At 72.7% G+C, this 15,100-nt stretch carries 13 protein-coding genes; 8 read left to right on the top strand and 5 right to left on the bottom strand.

From position 1 onward, the window contains the following. Positions 1–80 precede the first annotated feature (80 nt). Entirely contained in the window at positions 81–1,058 is a 978-nt protein-coding gene (locus ABT232_RS04055) for an acyl-CoA synthetase family protein (RefSeq protein ID WP_351835489.1), read from the top strand. Positions 1,059–1,092: 34 nt separating this feature from the next. Here ABT232_RS04055 and ABT232_RS04050 read toward each other — a convergent pair whose 3' ends face one another. Together ABT232_RS04050 and ABT232_RS04045 are read right to left on the bottom strand one after the other, a co-directional pair. Beyond that, complete coding sequence (locus ABT232_RS04050) at positions 1,093–1,842, bottom strand: sporulation protein (protein WP_351835486.1); 750 nt, start codon at positions 1,840–1,842, stop codon at positions 1,093–1,095. Positions 1,843–1,901: 59 nt separating this feature from the next. After that, positions 1,902–2,684, bottom strand: coding sequence for a TetR/AcrR family transcriptional regulator (locus ABT232_RS04045; RefSeq protein ID WP_351835483.1), 783 nt, complete (start codon positions 2,682–2,684; stop codon positions 1,902–1,904). A gap of 105 nt (positions 2,685–2,789) precedes the next feature. On the opposite strand from ABT232_RS04045, the gene ABT232_RS04040 reads away from it, so the two are divergent. Together ABT232_RS04040 and ABT232_RS04035 are read left to right on the top strand one after the other, a co-directional pair. After that, on the top strand, positions 2,790–3,791 hold the full coding sequence (locus ABT232_RS04040) for an ATP-binding cassette domain-containing protein (RefSeq protein ID WP_351835481.1): 1,002 nt from the start codon (positions 2,790–2,792) through the stop codon (positions 3,789–3,791). After that, positions 3,788–4,609 (top strand): ABC transporter permease, encoded by an 822-nt coding sequence (locus ABT232_RS04035; RefSeq protein ID WP_351835478.1) that lies wholly within the window; start codon positions 3,788–3,790, stop codon positions 4,607–4,609. Before ABT232_RS04040 ends, ABT232_RS04035 begins: the two co-directional genes overlap by 4 nt. Before the next feature lie 89 nt (positions 4,610–4,698). Here ABT232_RS04035 and serC read toward each other — a convergent pair whose 3' ends face one another. Then, positions 4,699–5,817: a phosphoserine transaminase gene (gene serC, locus ABT232_RS04030; protein WP_351835476.1), complete on the bottom strand. Its 1,119-nt coding sequence runs from the start codon at positions 5,815–5,817 to the stop codon at positions 4,699–4,701. Between the two features lie 142 nt (positions 5,818–5,959). On the opposite strand from serC, the gene ABT232_RS04025 reads away from it, so the two are divergent. Both ABT232_RS04025 and ABT232_RS04020 read left to right on the top strand, forming a co-directional pair. Then, positions 5,960–8,800, top strand: a complete 2,841-nt coding sequence (locus tag ABT232_RS04025) for an FAD-binding and (Fe-S)-binding domain-containing protein (protein ID WP_351835474.1) — start codon at positions 5,960–5,962, stop codon at positions 8,798–8,800. A gap of 106 nt (positions 8,801–8,906) precedes the next feature. Then, positions 8,907–9,839: an EamA family transporter gene (locus ABT232_RS04020; protein ID WP_351835471.1), complete on the top strand. Its 933-nt coding sequence runs from the start codon at positions 8,907–8,909 to the stop codon at positions 9,837–9,839. On the opposite strand, the gene ABT232_RS04015 is transcribed toward ABT232_RS04020, so the two are convergent. Together ABT232_RS04015 and ABT232_RS04010 are read right to left on the bottom strand one after the other, a co-directional pair. Further along, positions 9,836–10,114, bottom strand: coding sequence for a DUF397 domain-containing protein (locus ABT232_RS04015; protein ID WP_351835469.1), 279 nt, complete (start codon positions 10,112–10,114; stop codon positions 9,836–9,838). The genes ABT232_RS04020 and ABT232_RS04015 overlap by 4 nt on opposite strands. Further along, positions 10,074–10,919 (bottom strand): helix-turn-helix domain-containing protein, encoded by an 846-nt coding sequence (locus tag ABT232_RS04010; RefSeq protein WP_351835467.1) that lies wholly within the window; start codon positions 10,917–10,919, stop codon positions 10,074–10,076. Before ABT232_RS04010 ends, ABT232_RS04015 begins: the two co-directional genes overlap by 41 nt. 109 nt (positions 10,920–11,028) lie before the next feature. Between ABT232_RS04010 and ABT232_RS04005 the strand changes: the two genes are divergently transcribed. The 3 genes from ABT232_RS04005 to ABT232_RS03995 are packed head-to-tail and all read left to right on the top strand — an operon-like array spanning position 11,029 to position 15,097. Continuing rightward, positions 11,029–11,829, top strand: coding sequence for a TIGR03084 family metal-binding protein (locus tag ABT232_RS04005; protein WP_351835465.1), 801 nt, complete (start codon positions 11,029–11,031; stop codon positions 11,827–11,829). Continuing rightward, positions 11,826–13,502 (top strand): acyclic terpene utilization AtuA family protein, encoded by a 1,677-nt coding sequence (locus ABT232_RS04000; protein WP_351835462.1) that lies wholly within the window; start codon positions 11,826–11,828, stop codon positions 13,500–13,502. Before ABT232_RS04005 ends, ABT232_RS04000 begins: the two co-directional genes overlap by 4 nt. Beyond that, positions 13,499–15,097 (top strand): acyl-CoA carboxylase subunit beta, encoded by a 1,599-nt coding sequence (locus ABT232_RS03995; RefSeq protein ID WP_351835460.1) that lies wholly within the window; start codon positions 13,499–13,501, stop codon positions 15,095–15,097. Before ABT232_RS04000 ends, ABT232_RS03995 begins: the two co-directional genes overlap by 4 nt. The last annotated feature ends 3 nt before the right edge of the window (positions 15,098–15,100 follow it).

Genomic DNA, 15,100 nt, shown 5'->3' with positions numbered 1-15,100 from the left:
CGGCGGGGCGGAAGCAGTGCGAGGCGGTGTGAGGCCCGCCACGCGGCCTGAACCACCGCCCGAGGTGGCAGTCTTGGCTCATGCGCCGAACGTTCGTGCTCCTCACCGCTGCCCTGTTCACGGGCGCGCTCGCCATGCCGCCCGCGTCCGCAGCCGACGAGGGGTTCACCATCAAGGACCCGCGCATCACCGAGTCCAGCGGTCTCGCCGCCTCCCGTCAGCACCCGGGCGTCTACTGGACGCACAACGACAGCGACGACGGCGCCTTCCTCTACGCCGTGGACAGCCGTACCGGCGAGACGGTCGCGACCCTCACCCTCACCGGCGTGGGCACCCCGCGTGACGTGGAGGCCATCTCCATCGGCCCCGGCAACGAGATCTACGTCGGCGACATCGGCGACAACCTGGGCGGCGGCTGGCAGCACGTCTGGATCTACCGGCTGCCCGAGCCGAAGACGCTGAAGGACCGGACGGTGGCCGCCACGCAGTACGTCGTCACCTACGCGGACGGCGCCCGCGACGCGGAGTCGCTGATCGTGCACCCGAAGACCGGCCGGGTCTACATCGTCGACAAGAACGAGAACGGCGGGCATCTGTACGCGGGCCCCGAGAAGCTGTCCGCCTCCGGCGGCAACGTCTTCACCCGCATCGCCGCCGTCCCCGACCTGGAGGCCACCGACGCCGCCCTGTCCCCGGACGGACAACAGCTCGTCGTCCGCAGCTACTTCGGCGCCATCGCCTACGACTGGAACGACGGGAGGATCGAGAAGCGCGGCCGGCTCAGCGTGCCGTTCCTCGGTCAGGGTGAGTCCGTCACCTACACCGCCGACGGCTCGAAGCTGATGTACGGCGCCGAGGGGTCCGAGAGCCCGGTGCGCCCCGGCGACCTGCCGGAGGGCTCGAAGCCCGCCGGCACGGGCTCCCCCTCGAACGAGGCGAGTTCCGCGGGCGGCGACGACGAGGACGACAGCGTCGTCCGGGCCGGCCGGGGCGTCCTCGCCGTCGCCGTGGCCTGCGCCGCGCTGCTGGGGCTCAGCCGGCTGCGGCGCCGGAAGTGACCGGGGCGGTCGCCTCCGGCGCCGTCGATCGCGGTCAGGCCCAGAAGGAGCGGATGTGCGCCTCGACGGCCTCCCGCCACGCCGCCCGGTCCAGCTCGCCGGCGGGCAGCGTCACCGGCGGGTAGCCGCCGGGGTGCACGTCCAGCTCGTCGGGGCGGGTGATGAGGACCGTCTCCAGCTCCTGGGTGCCGCGGTTGTAGGACGCCGGGAAGTAGAAGTCCAGCTCCTGCCAGAACGGCGCGGTGCGGCGGTCCTTCATCCGATCCGGCCAGCGCTCCTTGCCGAGCTTCACCTCGGACTCGTGGTAGCGGAAGCCGAGTTCCCGGTACACGTCGAACAACAGGTCCTGGGACGGCAGCGCGTGCACCTCGATCTCGTCGAAGTCGCCCCGGTCGACGGCGCCCTGGACGGCGAGCTCGGTGCGCACCGCGACCCGGCTGCCCGTCAGCCGCGCGCCGCGGGTGTGCGTGAGCGGCATCTCCCACGGCACCTCCAGCGCCACATGGCGCACGACGGTGCCGCCCGCCGGCAGGTGGAAGGAGTCGCCGGTCGCGTCGCTGACTACGTACGGGTTGGTCCAGCCGGTGGAGCCCTCGGGCTCCAGGTCCTCCGCGCGCACGACGAGTTCGAGCCGCAGCCGCTCCACCTCCAGGTCCGCGCCGCCGCCGCGCACGGTGACCTCGCACTGGAGCGGGGTGCCGGGCTGGACGCGGGCGGTGGTGACGACGGTGTCGACGGACGGGGCGTTCGCGCCGAGCGTGCGCAGGAACGTACGGAGTGCCATGTGGTGGGTTCCCCTCCCTGGGCCGGCGGTTCACGGTGAAGTGCCGGTCGACAGGGAGCCTATGTGTTCGGTGATCGCTCCTGTGCCCGCTGTGACACGAACACGTCCAGCCCGTCGAGGATCCGTTGCAGAGCGAACTCGAAGTGGTCGAACGCGGGGCTCCAGGCGTCCTCGGAGAGGGTGGCCAGGATGGGGTAGCGGTCGGTGGTCATGACCCGCTCCAGCACCGGCACCTGGGCCTCGAAGAACTCGGCGGTCGTCAGCCCGGACCGGCGCTCGGCCTCCTCCTGGTAGACCTGGGTGCGCGCGGCGCCCACGACGTACGAGTCGACCATGATGATCACCGAGACCAGCTCGGGATCGCTCAGCCCCATCGGCCTGATCCGCTCCAGCGTCCGCTCCATGCCGTCGAGCGCGCTGGGGCCGAGGATCGGCCGGGACTGGTTGACGTGGAGCAGCCAGGGATGGCGCCGGTAGAGCGCGAGGGTGGCGCGGGCCAGGGCCTCCAGGGCGGCGCGCCAGCCGCCGTCGCCGAGGTCGGCGGGGTTGTCGGAGGGCCGCTGCACGCGGTCGAGCATCAGGTCCAGCAGCTCGGCCTTGCCGGGGACGTACCGGTACAGGGACATCGCGCCGGTGCCCAGTTCGGCGCCCACGCGCCGCATGGAGACCGCGTCCAGCCCCTCGGCGTCCGCGATCCGGACGGCGGCTTCCACGATCTGGTCGAGCGTGAGGGCCGGTTTGGGGCCCCGGCTGGGGCGTCGTCCGGTGTCCCAGAGCAGTTCGAGGGTGCGGGCGATGTCGCCGCTGCCGCTGGTGTCGGTCACGCCCTTGCCGCTCGTCATGACCTCAGCTTATGGCCTCCGAAAAAAAACTGCTTACGGCGTACGCGCAATCGGGTACGGTGTAAGCAGTTAGGGAGTGGCGCAGCGCACATGGGGAGGCGGGGCATGGACGGATACGCGGTACACGCCGAGGGCCTGGAGAAGCGGTACGGCGAGAAACGCGCTCTCGACGGCTTCGACCTGGCCGTCCGCGAGGGCACGGTGCACGGCCTGCTCGGGCCGAACGGCGCCGGCAAGACCACCGCCGTACGGATCCTGTCCACGCTGATCCGGCTGGACGGCGGACGGGCGGCGGTGGCCGGCCTCGACGTGGTCCGCCAGGCGCGCGAGGTGCGGGCCAGGATCGGCCTCACCGGCCAGTACGCCGCGGTGGACGAGGTCCTGACCGGACGGCAGAACCTGGAGATGTTCGGCCGCCTCTTCCACCTCGGCGGCAGGCGCGCGAAGCTGCGGGCCGGTGAGCTGCTGGAGCGGTTCGACCTGACGGACGCCGCCGACAAGGGCGTAGGCGGCTACAGCGGTGGCATGCGCCGCCGTCTCGACCTGGCCGCGTCCATGATCCTGGCGCCCGCGGTGCTGTTCCTCGACGAGCCGACGACGGGGCTCGACCCGCGGAGCCGGGGCGAGGTCTGGGAGTCGGTTCGGGCCCTGGTGGCGAGCGGCACCACGGTCCTGCTGACCACGCAGTACCTGGAGGAGGCCGACCGGCTGGCCTCCCGCATCACCGTCATCGACCAGGGCCGGGCCATCGCCGACGACACCCCGGACGGCCTGAAGGACCGGGTCGGCGGCGACCGCGTCGAGGTCGTGGTGGCCGACCGGGCCGACCTGGCGCGCGTGGTGAAGGTGGTCGCCCGCGTCTCGGACGGCGAACCGGAGTCCGACGAGACCGAACTGCGCGTGCACGCGCCGGTCACGGACCGGGTGGCGGCCCTCACCGAGGTGGCCCGCACCCTCCAGGACGAGGGCGTGAAGGTCGAGGACATCGGACTGCGCAGGCCCAGCCTCGACGACGTGTTCCTGCGCCTGACCGGACACCGCACGAAGAGCCCGGAGACCCCGGAGACCTCGAAGACGTCGGGCAGGAAGAAGGAGGCGGCGGCATGAGCGCGCTGGACGTCACCGAGGGGCCCGCGCGCGGCCGCGCGTACTGGCTCCTGTCGGACTGCTGGAACATCGTCCGCAGAGGCCTCACCCACTACCGGCGCCAGCCCGTCAACATCGCCTGGCAGCTGGGCTTCCCGATCCTGTCGGTGCTGCTCTACGGCTATGTGTTCGGCAGCGCCATGCAGGTCCCCGGCGGCGGGGACTACCGGGACTTCCTGATGCCGGGCATGTTCGTGATGACGATGGCGTTCGGCTTCATCAACACCGCGACGGTCGTGGTGTACGACTCCACGAAGGGCGTGATCGACCGCTTCCGCTCGATGCCGATGGCGTCGTCCGCGGTGGTGGCCGGCCGCGGCGTGACCGACCTCCTGGTGGCCTGCGCGGAACTGGCCATCATGATGCTGACCGCCTTCGCGATGGGCTGGCGCCCGGACGGCGGCTGGGGCTTCCTCGCCGCCTTCGGACTCCTGCTCTGGCTGCGCTTCTCGCTGATCTGGGTCGGCGTCTGGCTCGGCCTGATCGTCCCCAACCCCGAGGCGGCGGGCGGCCTCTTCGCGGTCGCCTTCCCGCTCACCATGATCTCCAGCATCTTCGTCGCGCCGCAGCTGATGCCGGACTGGCTGGGCTGGGTCGCCGCGTGGAACCCCATCTCGTCCACGGCGGCGGCGGCCCGCGAGCTGTTCGGCACGCCGGTCGGCGGCGGGGACTCCTGGGTCGAACAGCACGCCCTGCTGATGTCCGGGCTGTGGCCGCTGATCCTCACGGCGGTCTTCCTGCCGCTGGCGGTCGGCCGGTTCCAGAAGCTGAGCCGCTGACCGCACGAGCGAGGCGCGGAACGCGACGAGGGGCGCCCGGTCCGGACCGGGCGCCCCTCATCGGCGTGACGACTGCGGTACCGCGGTGATCAGAGCTTCTCGATCACGTAGTCGATGCACTTCGTCAGCGCCTCGACGTCCGACGGCTCGACCGCCGGGAACATCGCGACGCGCAGCTGGTTGCGGCCCAGCTTGCGGTACGGCTCGGTGTCGACGATGCCGTTGGCGCGCAGCACCTTGGCGACCGCGGCGGCGTCGACCTCCTCCGAGAAGTCGATCGTGCCGATGACGGCCGAGCGCTTCGCCGGGTCGGCGACGAACGGGTTGGCGAACTTGACGTCCTCGGCCCAGCCGTACAGCGTCCGCGCGGAGGTGGCCGTGCGGCGGACCGCCCAGTCCAGGCCGCCCTGGTCGTTGATCCACTCCAGCTGCTGGTTCAGCAGGAAGAGGGTGGCCAGCGCTGGGGTGTTGTACGTCTGGTTCTTGCGGGAGTTGTCGATCGCCGTGGGCAGCGAGAAGAACTCCGGGACGTGCCGGCCGCTCGCGTGGATGCGCTCGGCACGCTCGATCGCCGCCGGGGAGAACACCGCGATCCACAGGCCGCCGTCGGCGGCGAAGGACTTCTGCGGGGCGAAGTAGTAGACGTCCGTCTCGGCGATGTCGACCGGCAGGCCGCCCGCGCCGGAGGTGGCGTCGACCAGGACGAGCGCGCCCTCGTCGGCACCGGCCACCCGCTTGATCGGCATGGCGACACCGGTGGAGGTCTCGTTGTGCGTGTACGCGTACACGTCCACGCCCGCCTCGGCGGCGGCCTCGGGGTGCGTGCCGGGGTCGGAGGAGATGACGGTCGGCTCGGCCAGCCACGGCGCGAGCTTGGCGGCCTTGGCGAACTTGGAGCTGAACTCGCCGAAGCTCAGGTGCTGCGACTTGTTCTCGATCAGGCCGTGGGTCGCGATGTCCCAGAAGGCGGTGGAGCCGCCGTTGCCGAGGACGACCTCGTAGCCCTCGGGGAGCTGGAACAGCTCGGAGATGCCCGCACGGACCTGGCCGACCAGGTTCTTGACCGGGGCCTGGCGGTGGGAGGTGCCGAGCAGGGACGTACCGGTGGCGGCCAGGGCGTCCAGCGCCTCCACCCGCACCTTGGAGGGGCCCGCGCCGAATCGACCGTCGGCGGGCTTGATGTCAGCAGGAATCTGGATCTCAGCCACGAGGCGGAGCGTATCCGGTCGCTGAAACCGGACGGAAACGTGTCCGTTCGATGAGACGAGATCTCCACCTCATGGACCTGTGGGGACCTACAGGCCGGCTCCCGCGGCCGTCACCGTCAGTGGCCGGATGCATCCTGGACGCATGACGGATCTCGAAGCCGGACTGCGTGCCGCCGTCAGGGGCGAGGTGGCGTTCGGCACCACCGCACGGGCGCTGGTGACCATGGACGCCTCCAACTACCGGCGCGTGCCGCTGGGCGTGGTCGCGCCGCGGGACGCCGACGACGTGGCGGCGGTGCTGGAGGTCTGCCGGGAGCACGCGGTGCCGGTGGTGGCGCGCGGCGGCGGCACCTCGATCGCGGGACAGGCGACGGGCACGGGCGTGGTGCTGGACTTCACCCGGCACATGAACCGGCTGGTGTCCCTGGACCCCGAGGCGCGGACGGCGGTCGTGCAGCCGGGGCTCGTCCTGGACCGGCTCCAGGAGGCCGCCGCCCCGCACGGGCTGCGGCTCGGGCCCGATCCCTCCACCCACAGCCGCTGCACGCTCGGCGGCATGATCGGCAACAACTCCTGCGGCGCGCACTCGGTGGCCTGGGGGACGACCGCGGACAGCGTGCGGGAGCTGTCGGTGGTCACCGCGCGCGGCCGGCGGTCGCGGCTCGGGCAGGGCTGGGCCGGAGCGCCGGAGGGCCTGCGGGAACTGGTCGACGGAGAGCTCGCGCGGCTGCGGACCGGCTTCCCGGACCTGCCCCGGCGCATCTCGGGCTACGCCCTGGACGCGCTCCTGCCGGAGCACGGCGCCGACGTCGCCCGCTCCTTCTGCGGCTCCGAGGGCACGCTCGGCGTGCTGACCGAGGCGGTCGTACGGCTGGTGCAGGCACCGCCCGCGCGGGCCCTCGCCGTACTGGGGTACGGCGACGAGAGCGCGGCGGCGGAGGCGGCCGCGGGACTGCTGCCGTACCGCCCGCTGACCGTCGAGGGCATGGCCGCCGATCTGGTGCCGTCCCCGGCCGCGCTGCCCCGGGGCGGAGCCTGGCTGTTCGTGGAGACCGGCGGGGAGTCGGACGCGGAGGCCCGCGCGCGGGCGGAGGCGATCGTGCGCGCCGCGGACGTCCTGGACGCGCTGGTGGTGACCGACCCGGCCGGGCAGCGGGCCCTGTGGCGGATCCGCGAGGACGCGAGCGGCACCGCGACCCGGATGCCGGACGGCAGCGAGGCCTGGCCGGGCTGGGAGGACTGCGCGGTGCCGCCCGCCCGGCTCGGACCGTATCTGCGCGACTTCCGCGCGCTGCTCACCGACCACGGCCTGCGCGGCACCCCGTACGGCCACTTCGGCGACGGCTGCATCCACGTCCGTATCGACTTCGACCTGCTCACCGAGGCGGGCGTGGCCCGCTTCCGGCGGTTCTCCGAGGACCTGGCCGACCTGGTCGTGGCCCACGGCGGATCACTGTCCGGGGAGCACGGGGACGGTCAGGCGCGCGCCGAGCTGCTGCCGAGGATGTACGGCACCGAGACGGTGGCGCTGTTCGAGCGGGCCAAGGCCGTCTGGGACCCGGACGACCTGCTCAACCCCGGCATGCTGGTCCGCCCGCACCGCCTCGACACCAACCTCCGCTTCGACCCGCTGCCCCGCCGCCCGGTCGACGTCGCCTTCGGCTACCCGGCCGACGGCGGCGACTTCGCGGCGGCGGTGCGGCGCTGTGTGGGCGTGGCGAAGTGCCGTACGACGACGGCGAGCGGCCCGGCCGTGATGTGCCCGTCCTTCCGGGTCACCGGCGAGGAGGAGCACTCCACGCGCGGCCGGGCCCGGCTGCTGCACGAGATGCTGGCCGGCGAGGTGATCACCGACGGCTGGCGGTCGCCGGAGGTCCGGGACGCGCTCGATCTGTGCCTGTCCTGCAAGGGCTGCCGCTCGGACTGCCCGGTCGGCGTCGACATGGCCACCTACAAGGCGGAGTTCCTGCACCACCACTACGCCGGCCGGCGCCGCCCGGCCGCGCACCTCAGCATGGGCCGGCTGCCGCAGTGGCTGAGCGCGGTGGCGGTCACCCGGACCGCGCCGCTGCTCAACGCGCTCGCCGGGCTGCGGCCCCTCGCGGCGCTCGCCAAGCGGCTGGGCGGGATCGCGCAGGAGCGGGAGATCCCGCGGCTGGCGGCCGGGACGTTCACGCGGTGGTGGCGCAGGCGGCAGGCCGCCGGCGCCGGTGGCACGCGGGTGGTGCTGTGGCCCGACACCTTCACGGAACACCTCTCGCCGTCCGTGGGCCGGGCGGCGGTGCGGGTGCTGGAGGCGGCGGGCCTGGAGGTGACCCTGCCGCCGGCACCGAACAGCCGGTCCCGCGTCTGCTGCGGCCTCACCTACGTCTCCACCGGCCAGCTCGACCGCGCCCGTACGGTGCTGCGCCGCACGCTCGACCTGATGGTCCCGGTGCTGGAGAGCGGCACACCGGTGGTGGTGCTGGAGCCGAGCTGTGCGGCGGCGCTCCGCACGGACCTGCCCGAGCTGCTGTCCGACGACCCGCGCGCGGCCCGCCTCGCCTCCCGCGTACTCACCTTCGCCGAGGCGCTGGACCGCCTGGCCCCCGACTGGATCCCGCCCCGCCTGGACCGCCCGGCCGTCGGCCAGACCCACTGCCACCAGCACGCGGTCCTCGGCGACGGCCCCGACCGCCGGCTGCGCGCCGCGGCGGGCCTCACCGGCGAGCTGACCGGCGGCTGCTGCGGCCTCGCCGGGAACTTCGGCTTCGAGTCCGGCCACTACGACATCTCGGCGGCCTGCGCGCAGGAGCGGCTGCTGCCGTCGGTGCGGGAGGCGCCGCGGGGCGCGGTGGTCCTCGCCGACGGCTTCTCCTGCCGGACGCAGCTGGAGCAGCTGGGCGGCGTGCGGGGGCGGCACCTGGCGGAGGTGCTGGCGGAAGGGCTGGACGCGGACGGGCTGGAGGCGGAAGGGCTGGTCGCGGGCGAGCCGGAGAAGTAAGTGGCATAACCGCTTCACACACCTGATCCGGTCCATTACCGTGGACTTCTGAGTACATCGAGATGGACGCACCTCCCACTCCCGAAGCCGAGCCCCTGGACCGCCCGTGACCACCCCCGACACCGCCGCGACCGCCTCCGCCGCCTCCTCCTCCGCCACCACCCCTGGTACGTCCTCCCCGGGACGCTTCGGCTCGCTAGGCCCCGTGGGCCTGGTGCTCGCGGGCGGGATCTCGGTGCAGTTCGGCGGCGCGCTCGCCGTCCTGCTGATGCCCAAGGCCGGCGCGCTCGGCGTGGTCGCGCTGCGGCTGGCGGTGGCGGCGGTCGTGCTGATGCTGGTCTGCCGGCCTCGCGTGCGCGGCCACAGTCGTGCCGACTGGTACACGGTCGTCGTCTTCGGCATCACCATGGCCGGCATGAACGGCCTCTTCTACCAGGCCATCGACCGCATCCCGCTGGGCCCGGCGGTCACCCTCGAAGTCCTCGGCCCGCTCGCCCTCTCCGTCCTGGCCTCCCGCCGCGCGGTCAATCTGATCTGGGCGGGCCTGGCGCTCGCCGGTGTCTTCCTCCTCGGCGGCGGAGGCTTCGGCGACCTCGACCTGGTGGGTGTGGCGTTCGCGCTGGGCGCCGGCGCGATGTGGGCGGCGTACATCGTCTTCAGCGCCCGCACCGGCCGGCGGTTCCCGCAGGCGGACGGGCTGGCGCTGGCGATGGTGGTGGGCGCGCTGCTGTTCGTGCCGCTCGGCATCGCGGAGTCCGGCACCAAGCTGCTCGACCCGGTCACCCTCGGCCTCGGCGCGGGCGTCGCACTGCTGTCCTCGGTCCTGCCCTACACCCTCGAACTCCTCGCCCTGCGCCGCCTGCCCGCGTCCACCTTCGCCATCCTGATGAGCCTGGAGCCGGCCCTCGCCGCGACGGCCGGCTTCCTCATCCTGGACCAGTCCCTCACCTCCCCCCAGGCCCTGGCCATCGCCTTGGTCATCGCGGCGAGCATGGGCGCGGTGCGGACGCAGGTGGGGCGGAGGAAGAAGGCTTCCTAGCCGAGCAGGCCCTTGGCGGCGGCGTCGACGAAGGCACTGAAGGTGCCAGGGGCGACGGTGAGGGCGCCGGCGGCAGGATTCTTCGAGTCGCGGACGGCTATGTGCGGCTGGAGGTCGGCGATCTCGACGCAGTCGCCTCCGGTGCCACCGCTGAAGGAGGACTTGCGCCAAGCCGCGGTGCCGAGGGGGGCGCACTCGACGCATGCCCCGCCTGTGTCACCGCTGTACGACGACTTACGCCACGTCGCGCCCGTCACGTTCAGGTCCGTTGCCATAGCGCTCCTCCATCACGCGGGCGATCAGTGCCGCAGACTCGTCCACGGAGAGCGCGGCAGCCTGCAAATGATCGTATCGGACCGAACCCTCCTTGAAGGCTTCCGGATTGGCCGTCATGTGGCCTTGGACGAAGTCCTCGGTGTAGACGATGTTCGGGTCTTTGTCGAAGCGCAGGAGGTAGTACGAGCCCATCAGCCCTGTGTGCGCCCCCGCCTCGAAGGGCAGTACCTGGATCTCCAGCCAGCGGCGCCTTTGCAAGATCAGCAGGTGTGCCAGTTGCTCCCGCATAACCGCCGCGCCTCCCACGGCTTGGTGCAGAACGGCCTCGCTCAGCACGACCCAGGTGGCTGGAGGATGTTCCCGGTCGAGGATGCGCTGCCGTTCCAACCGGGCGGCCACCTTGCCATCGATGTCTGTGTCGTCTCGCGTGCTCAGTACAGCTCGGGCGTAGCCCTCCGTCTGGAGTAGGCCATCCACCAGCTGGGCTTGGAACGAGCGGATGTACGCCGCCCGCGCCTCCATCTCCGCATAAGGCTGGAACCAGCTCGGCAGCTGATGCCGCAGCACCAGCCCCACCAGCCGTGAGAACAGCCCACCTGTCCCCAGCGCCGCGTCCAGCCGTTCCGACAGCTCCCGGTGAGGGATCTTCGCCGCGGTTTCGATCTGGCCGATCAGTGATCCCGTACAGAAGACGATCGAGCCGAGCTGTGCCTGGGTCAGGCCCGCCGCCTCCCGTGCGCGCCGCAGCTCGTAGCCGAAGTAGTCCAACGGCGACGCGCTCGGGTCCAGTTCGCGAATGTTCACGTCTGCCACCTCCCTTCACGCAACGTAGCGCCACGGGCACCCAGCGGTGCCGTGAACAATTAATGCAAGCACGCTTGATTGTTTCCAGGGCCGCTGCCATGCTCCCCCCATGGCCGACCCGACGCCCCTGCCCGTGTTCGACGATCTGCGTGCCGAAGGTGATGAACTCGACCTGCTGGTGGCCGAGTTGGGGGAGGAGCGCTGGGCGCTTCCGACGCCCGCGCCCGGCTGGACCGTCGCTCATCAGATCGCTCATCTCGCCTGGACCGACCGTTCCTCGCTGCTGGCGGTGACGGACGAGGGCGGGTTCCAGGCGATGGTGGAGAAGGCGCTCGCCGCGCCGGACTCGTTCGTGGACGACGGTGCCGAGGAGGGCGCCCGGCTCCCCGCCGCCGAGCTGCTGGCGAGCTGGCGGGAGGGGCGTGCCGCGCTGGACCGGGCGCTGCGCGCCGCGCCGGCCGGTGCGCGGTTCCCCTGGTACGGGCCGCCGATGTCCGCCGCCTCGATGGCCACGGCCCGCCTGATGGAGACCTGGGCCCACGGACTGGACGTCGCCGACGCCCTCGGCGTCACCCGTGCCCCCACCGACCGCCTGAAGCACATCGCCCGGCTCGGCTTCCGCACCCGCGACTTCGCGCACGTCGTGCACGGCCTGCCCGCGCCCGCCGAGCCCTTCCGCGTGGAACTGGCCGGCCCCTCGGGCGACACCTGGGCCTACGGCCCCGAGGACGCGCCGCAGCGCGTCACCGGACCCGCGCTCGACTTCTGCCTCCTGGTCACCCAGCGCGCGCACCGCGCCGACCTCGGTCTGCGCGCGGAAGGCGCCGACGCCGACCGGTGGCTGGACATCGCGCAGGCCTTCGCGGGCCCGCCCGGCGCCGGACGCCCGGCGAAGGGGGACGCGCGGTGAGCGTGCTGCGGATCGGCAACGCCTCCGGCTTCTACGGCGACCGCTTCGACGCGCTGCGCGAGATGCTGACCGGCGGCGAGCTGGACGTCCTCACCGGTGACTACCTCGCCGAGCTGACCATGCTGATCCTCGCCAGGGACCGGCTGAAGGACCCGGCCGCCGGGTACGCCCGTACCTTCCTGCGCCAGCTGGAGGACACCCTCGGCCTCGCCCACGAGCGCGGCGTGCGGATCGTCACCAACGCCGGAGGGCTGAACCCCGCCGGTCTCGCCGACGCCGTACGCCGGCTCGCCGAGCGGCTCGGTGTCCCCGTCCGCGTCGCGCACGTCGAGGGCGACGACCTCACCGCCGCCCACCCCGGCAGCCTCGCCGCCCACGCCTACCTCGGCGGCTTCGGCATCACCGCCGCGCTGAACGAGGGCGCCGACATCGTCGTCACCGGCCGGGTGACGGACGCCGCGCTGGTCACCGGGCCCGCCGCCGCCCACTTCGGATGGCGGCCGACGGATCACGACCGGCTCGCGGGCGCGGTGGTCGCCGGGCATGTGCTGGAGTGCGGGACGCAGGCCACCGGCGGCAACTACGCCTTCTTCCGCGACGGTGACGTCCGCCGGCCCGGCTTCCCGCTCGCCGAGATCCACGCCGACGGCAGCTCGGTGATCACCAAGCATCCCGGCACCGGCGGCTTCGTCGACGTCGGCACCGTCACTGCCCAGTTGCTGTACGAGACCGGCGCCGCCCGGTACGCGGGACCGGACGTCACCGCGCGGCTGGACACCGTACGGCTCACGCAGGACGGGCCCGACCGGGTGCGGATCGAGGGCGTGCGCGGTGAGGCCCCGCCGCCCACGCTCAAGGTCGGCGTCAACCGGTTCGGCGGCTTCCGCAACGAGGTCGTCTTCGTGCTGACCGGGCTCGACATCGAGGCCAAGGCCGCGCTGGTGCGGGAGCAGATGGCCGACGCGCTCGCCAAGTCGCCGCCCGCCGAGACCCGCTGGGAGCTGTCCCGGACCGACCGGGCCGACGCACCCACCGAGGAGACCGCCAGCGCCCTGCTCCGGCTCGTCGTCCGCGACCCCGACCAGAACACCGTCGGCCGGCCGCTGACCGCCGCCGCCGTGGAACTCGCCCTCGCGAGCTACCCCGGCTTCCATGTGCTCGCGCCACCCGAGAAGGGCGCGCCCTACGGGGTCTTCGAGGACGCCTACGTGCCCCAGGAGGCCGTCGAGCAGGTGGTCGTCCTGCCCGACGGGCGCCGCGCACCCGTGCCGCCGGCCCCGGACACCCGGCCCCTGGAGCCCGTCACCGAGCCGCCGCTCCCCGAGCCGCCGCCGCCCGGCCCCACCCGCCGCGCACCCCTCGGCCTCGTCGCCGGGGCCCGCAGCGGCGACAAGGGCGGGAACGCCAACGTCGGGGTGTGGGCGCGGACGGACGAGGCCTGGCGGTGGCTCGCCCACACCCTCACCGTCGACGTCTTCCGGCGGCTGCTGCCGGAGACCGCCGAGCTGACCGTCGTACGCCACGTCCTGCCGAACCTGCGCGCCCTGAACTTCACCGTCGAGGGGATCCTCGGCGCGGGCGTCGCCGCCCGGCACCGCTTCGACCCGCAGGCCAAGGCCCTCGGCGAATGGCTGCGCGCCCGCCACCTCGACATACCGGAGACACTGCTGTGACGGTCCTCTCCTCCGCCCTGGACACCCACGACCCGGCCTACGCGGCGAACCGCGAGGCCATGCTCGACAAGCTCGCCGCACTCGACATCGAGCACGCCAAGGCCCTCGCGGGCGGCGGCGAGAAGTACGTCGAACGGCACCGCAAGCGCGGCAAGCTGCTCGCCCGCGAGCGGATCGAGCTGCTGCTCGACCCGGACACCCCGTTCCTGGAGCTGTCGCCGCTGGCGGCATGGGGGAGCGAGTACACGGTCGGCGCCTCGCTCGTCACCGGGATCGGTGTGGTGGAGGGCGTCGAGTGCCTGATCACCGCCAACGACCCGACCGTGCGCGGCGGCGCGTCCAACCCGTGGTCGCTGAAGAAGGCGCTGCGCGCCAACGACATCGCGCTCGCCAACCGGCTGCCCGTCATCAGCCTGGTGGAGTCCGGAGGGGCCGATCTGCCGTCCCAGAAGGAGATCTTCATCCCCGGCGGCGCGATCTTCCGGGACCTCACCCGGCTGTCCGCCGCCGGGATCCCGACGGTCGCGGTCGTCTTCGGGAACTCGACCGCCGGCGGCGCCTACGTCCCCGGCATGTCCGACCACGTGATCATGGTCAAGGAGCGCGCCAAGGTGTTCCTCGGCGGGCCGCCGCTGGTGAAGATGGCCACCGGCGAGGAGAGCGACGACGAGTCGCTGGGCGGCGCCGAGATGCACGCGCGCGTCTCCGGCCTCGCCGACCACTTCGCCGTCGACGAGCGGGACGCGCTGCGGCAGGCCCGGCGGGTGGTGGCCCGGCTCAACCACCGCAAGGCGTACGCCGATCCGCCGCTCGCCGAGCCGCCGAAGTACGACCCCGAGGAACTGCTGGGCATCGTCCCCGGCGATCTGCGCACCCCCTTCGACCCGCGCGAGGTCGTCGCCCGGATCGTCGACGGCTCCGACTTCGACGAGTTCAAGCCGCTGTACGGCGGCAGCCTGGCGACCGGCTGGGCGAGCCTGCACGGCTACCCGGTCGGCGTGCTCGCCAACGCGCGAGGGGTGCTGTTCAGCGAGGAGTCGCAGAAGGCCGCCCAGTTCATCCAGCTCGCCAACCAGCGCGACATCCCGCTGCTCTTCCTGCACAACACCACCGGCTACATGGTCGGCAAGGAGTACGAGCAGGGCGGGATCATCAAACACGGCTCGATGATGATCAACGCGGTCAGCAACTCCCGGGTGCCGCATCTGTCGGTGCTGATGGGCGCCTCCTACGGCGCCGGGCACTACGGCATGTGCGGGCGCGCCTACGACCCGCGGTTCCTGTTCGCCTGGCCGAGCGCCAAGTCGGCCGTCATGGGCCCGCAGCAGCTCGCGGGCGTCCTGTCGATCGTCGCCCGCCAGTCGGCGGCCGCCAAGGGGCAGCCGTACGACGACGAGTCCGACGCCGCCCTGCGGGCGATGGTCGAGCAGCAGATCGAGTCCGAGTCGCTGCCGATGTTCCTGTCCGGGCGGCTGTACGACGACGGCGTCATCGACCCGCGCGACACCCGCACCGTCCTCGGCCTGTGCCTGTCCGCCCTCCACACCGCGCCGTACGAGGGTGTGCGGGGCGGCTTCGGCGTCTTCCGGATGTGAGGC

Source organism: Streptomyces sp. NPDC001532, assembly GCF_040298625.1.
Taxonomy (GTDB): Bacteria; Actinomycetota; Actinomycetes; order Streptomycetales; family Streptomycetaceae; genus Streptomyces.
This window is presented reverse-complemented; position numbering and strand designations above follow the sequence as displayed.